A 3,665-nucleotide genomic window follows, 5' to 3' on the forward strand; every position below is an offset into this window, starting at 1 on the left:
GCTCATCGTCCGACAACATCAACTCGGCCTTCGGCCGCCCCGTCCGCGCCACAAGCTCAGTCTACATTTATGAATGAAATTCCAGACTCAGGACACTAGCGGGACCCCCGGCCGGCCGTCGGTCAGCCGTCGGTGGGTTGGTGCAGCTCCGGCAGGCTGCTCTCCGGGTGCACCCAGAGCAGCACGTTATCCGGACCGCCCCGCGTCCGCTCCGACCGGAAGAACTCCAGCACCTCCCGGTCGGAGTGACGCAGGCTGAAGTGCGTCAGCACGAACAGCGTCTCCGGGTGCGCCTCGACCACCGGCCGCAGCCGGCTCCACACCGTGTGCCCGACCCGGTCCGCCCGCGCCAGCTCGGCGTCGTCCAGGTAGGTGCACTCGGTGATCACCACCGGGTACTCCAGGAGCCACGGGTTCCGCTCGAAGACGTTCACGTGGGTGTCGCCGAGGTAGACGAACAGCGGCCGGACGACCTCCCGGTCGACCTCCGCGCCCTCCCGGCGGCGCTGCGCCACGATCCGCCCGAACTCCGCACCGCGCCCCTCCGCGAGCAGCGTCCGCCGCAGTTCCTCGTACGCGGGGGCGAGGGCGGTCCGCACCTCCGAGAAGGCGTACCCGACGCACGGCACCTTGTGCTCGCACTCCACGACCCGGACGCGGTGGCCGCCGCGGCCGAAGGAGAACTCCTCACCGTCCCGGACGCCGTGCAGCCGGTGCCCGGCGAGCGCCGGGTCGTAGTCCGGGCCGTGGTTCAGCTCGGCCGAGGCCCGCAGGTAGGACTCCACGTACGGAACGGCCGCGGCGGGCAGGTGGATGTCCACCCCGGAGGCCTTGGCGGCGAGGAAGTCGAGGTCCTTGGCGTGGTCGGCGTGGGTGTGGGTCAGGAAGACGGTGTCCGGCTGCCGTCCCTCGCAGAGCCCGGCGTCCAGGCTGCAGCGCAGCTCGGGGACGTGGAAGAAGGTCTTGTCGTTGGCCCGCGAGTAGCCGGTGAGGGTGAGCCCGGTGCCGGGGATCCGCCAGGTCTTCCACTGCCGGAAGGGGTGGCCGGCCGTCAGCCGCTCGGGGTGCTCGGCCTGCCGTTCGGGTGCCTGCGTCATCGGAGGGTCCTCCACGTCGTCCACGGGGCGGGCGGTGGATCGGCCGCCGTGCTCGGGTGCGGCGCCGATCGTAGCGGCCGGGCCCGCGGTCGTCCCGGGCCGACCCGGACGCCCGCCGCCGCCGGGAGCCGGGTGTGCCCAGGAGCAGCGACCGGGTGATGCCCCTTCGGTGAGCGCTCTCTGACGCTGCGTCGGCAAGCTGGGCGGCAGGCATTGATCCGTTGACGGAGCACCCTCACAAAACCTTGACACTCCCCGGGGTCGCTCCTATCTTCCCCTGAGAGAGCGCTCTCTCATGCGGTGCCGCCGCCCCACCCGGGCACCGTGCGCTCAGGCTCCGACCCCCACCCGATTGGAGAGCCATGAGTCCCACCGTGCTGCGGTCCTCCCGACCGCGCCCGCACGTCCGCCGCCGTACGGCCTGGCGCCGCCGGCTGGTGGCCCTGGCCGCCGCCGTCCTCACCGCGGGCGCGGTGCTGACCGGCACCTCCGGCCAGGCGCAGGCCGTCGACCAGCCGATCTCGCAGGGCCGGCCGGTCACCGCCTCCTCGGTCGAGAACGCCGGCTACCCGGCGTCGCTGGCCGTCGACGGCAACGACGGCACCCGCTGGTCCAGCGCCGCCGCCGACAACCAGTGGATCCGGGTCGACCTCGGCGCCAACGCCGCGATCGACCGCATCGTCCTCGGCTGGGAGGCCGCCTACGCCAGTGCCTACCAGGTGCAGGTCTCCGCGAACGGTACCGACTGGCTGACCGTCCGCCAGGTCACCGGCGCCACCGGCGGCCGGCAGACGCTCGACCTGACCGCCACCGGCCGGTACGTGCGGATCCTCGCCACCGCCCGGGCGACCGTCTGGGGCATCTCGCTCTGGGAGTTCCAGGTCTACGGCTCGGCCGGCACCCAGGGCGTGCCGGCGGGAGCGGTGCGGGTCGCCGAGTTCCTCGCCGACTGCCCGTTCAGCCACCGCCTGCCCGACGACCCGATCGTCTTCCCCGGCCTGCCCGGCGCCTCGCACATGCACAGCTTCTTCGGCAACGCCGCCACCGACGCCAACTCCGACCTCGGCCGACTGGAGCAGTCCGGCGGCACCTGCAACCCCACCGTCGACACCTCCTCCTACTGGGTGCCCACGCTGTACGCCGACAGCGTTCCCGTGGAACCCGCCGGCACGACCTTCTACTACCTCGGCGAGGGCGTCCGCGACGACGTCATCGCGCAGACCCAGCCGCTGCCGCGCGGCCTGCGGATCGTCGCCGGCAACGCCAAGGCCGCCGGGCCGAACGACAACAGCATCGCCCGCTGGTCCTGCCTGCACGCCGGTGAGGTCAACCCCTCGCACGACTTCGTCAACTGCCCGGCCGGGTCGATGCTGGAGTCCTACCTCGACTTCCCTCAGTGCTGGAACGGCAAGGACCTCGACTCCGCCGACCACAAGAGTCACATGTCCTACCCCGTCAACGGCGCCTGCCCGGCGAGCCACCCGATCCCGGTGCCCAAGCTCCGCCAGGTGCTGCGGTACCCGGTGACCGGCGACCCGGCGCGACTGCGGCTGGCCTCCGGGCCCGGATACACGATGCACGGCGACTTCTTCAACGTCTGGCCGGCGGCCGAGATGGCCCGCCGGGTCCGGGACTGCATCGATCCGATCGTCAAGTGCGGTGCCAACGGCACGGCCTGACCCGACGACTCCTCGGGTGCGGTGCGGAGTCTGTCCGTGCCGCACCCGGAGGCCCAGGAGGAACGATGAGACGAGCGTTCGTCGGCGCGGCGGTGGCCGCGCTCGCCGTGTGCGGTGCACTCGCGGCGGTCGCCCGGCCGGCGGACGGGCCCGCGGCCGCCGGTGCCACCACCAGAGCCGCTGCCCCTGCCGCTGTCACTCCGACCACCACCGCCACGGCCTTCAATCCGACCGATGCGGCCTGGCTGCAGCTGCTGCTGCCGATGACCGAACAGAACGTCCGGCTGGCGGAGTTGACCGCCGAGCGGGCCACCGGCCCCGGACTGCGCGCGCTCGCCACGGAGATCGCGGCAGCCGGCCGGGCGGACCTGGGCCGACTGCAGGAGCTGACCCGGTTCGGCGGAGTGTCCGGAGACAATCCCCACACCGGCCACGACATGCCCGGCTTCACCACGCCCACCGAGTACGCCGAGGCCCAGCGTGCCACCGGCGCCGACTTCGACCGCTACGCCGACCTGCACCTGCGCCAGTACCTGACCCAGTCCGTCCGCCTCGCCGACTCCGAGTCCACCTCCGGCAGCGCCCCCGCCGCCCGGCAACTCGCCGGTGACCTGCGCCGCACCCGCGCCGCCCAACTCGCCCGCCTGGGACCGTGAACGGCTGCCGTCCCGGGTGGCCGCGATGTGCCGACCTCCCGACCCTCGCCGGCGGCATGCCGCACTTGTGGATCCGACGCGGCGGCAGCCGGGCCTCCGTATTGGAGACCCGGCTGCCGCCGTACTCTTTCCGGGGTGCGTCAGCTGACGTTCACCGCGGCCCAGGCAGCGGCGACCTGGGCGTACTCGGTGGAACCGGCACCGTAGAGGTCCGTCGCCGCGTTCAGGGTCGC

4 protein-coding genes are annotated in these 3,665 nt (G+C 72.8%); 2 read left to right on the forward strand and 2 right to left on the reverse strand.

What is annotated here, in order from left to right; all coding sequences use genetic code 11:
- Positions 1 to 122: 122 nt before the first annotated feature.
- Complete coding sequence (locus IE98_RS0141285) at positions 123 to 1,097, reverse strand: MBL fold metallo-hydrolase (protein WP_030277846.1); 975 nt, start codon at positions 1,095 to 1,097, stop codon at positions 123 to 125.
- A 362-nt stretch (positions 1,098 to 1,459) separates the two neighbouring features.
- On the opposite strand from IE98_RS0141285, the gene IE98_RS51775 reads away from it, so the two are divergent.
- Positions 1,460 to 2,776, forward strand: a complete 1,317-nt coding sequence (locus IE98_RS51775; protein WP_030277847.1) for a DUF1996 domain-containing protein — start codon at positions 1,460 to 1,462, stop codon at positions 2,774 to 2,776.
- A gap of 65 nt (positions 2,777 to 2,841) precedes the next feature.
- Positions 2,842 to 3,432 carry a DUF305 domain-containing protein gene (locus IE98_RS0141295; RefSeq protein WP_030277848.1) on the forward strand — a complete coding sequence of 197 codons (591 nt, stop codon included), beginning with the start codon at positions 2,842 to 2,844 and terminating at the stop codon, positions 3,430 to 3,432.
- A 140-nt stretch (positions 3,433 to 3,572) separates the two neighbouring features.
- On the opposite strand, the gene IE98_RS48780 is transcribed toward IE98_RS0141295, so the two are convergent.
- Positions 3,573 to 3,665 (reverse strand): M4 family metallopeptidase (locus tag IE98_RS48780; protein ID WP_159400891.1); only part of this gene is annotated, 93 nt, incomplete at its 5' end.

It is taken from the genome of Streptomyces sp. NRRL B-24484, from assembly GCF_000717715.1.
In the GTDB taxonomy this organism is placed as follows: domain Bacteria; phylum Actinomycetota; class Actinomycetes; order Streptomycetales; family Streptomycetaceae; genus Kitasatospora.

What these genes read in the sequence shown, in the direction of transcription:
- IE98_RS0141285 (WP_030277846.1), bottom strand. Translation starts at nt 1,097, where the DNA reads ATGACGCAGGCACCCGAACGGCAGGCCGAGCACCCCGAGCGGCTGACG.
- IE98_RS51775 (WP_030277847.1), top strand. Translation starts at nt 1,460, where the DNA reads ATGAGTCCCACCGTGCTGCGGTCCTCCCGACCGCGCCCGCACGTCCGC.
- IE98_RS0141295 (WP_030277848.1), top strand. Translation starts at nt 2,842, where the DNA reads ATGAGACGAGCGTTCGTCGGCGCGGCGGTGGCCGCGCTCGCCGTGTGC.